Below are 339 nucleotides of genomic sequence, written 5' to 3' on the forward strand. Positions count from 1 at the left end.
GGCAACGAAGGCGACCTGGTCAAGGTCACCATCACGGCCGACCAGACTTCGGTGGCCGAGAACGTCAAACCGACCTTCACCGTACACATCAACACCGCCCTGGCCCACGATCTGGTCGTGACCCTGAGCAACAATGCCCAGGTCACCATCAAGGCCGGTGAAACCAGCGCGCCATACACCCACGCTGCGCAAGGCGATGACGTCTACAACGATGCTGGCCAGATCAGCCTGGGTATCAATTCGGCGGTAGACGTCACTGGTGCTAAGTTCGAGAACCTGCAACTGGGCGGTGCGGCTACCGTTCAGGTTACCGACACCACCGACGAAGTGGTGGCCAAG

At 60.2% G+C, this 339-nt stretch carries 1 protein-coding gene; it reads left to right on the forward strand.

What is annotated here, in order from left to right:
- Window positions 1-339, forward strand: a 339-nt coding sequence (locus ACTJJN_RS27060; RefSeq protein ID WP_440781806.1) for an immunoglobulin-like domain-containing protein, incomplete at both ends; no start/stop codon positions are given.

It is taken from the genome of Pseudomonas sp. 22515 (assembly GCF_052044625.1).
Lineage (GTDB): Bacteria > Pseudomonadota > Gammaproteobacteria > Pseudomonadales > Pseudomonadaceae > Aquipseudomonas > Aquipseudomonas alloputida.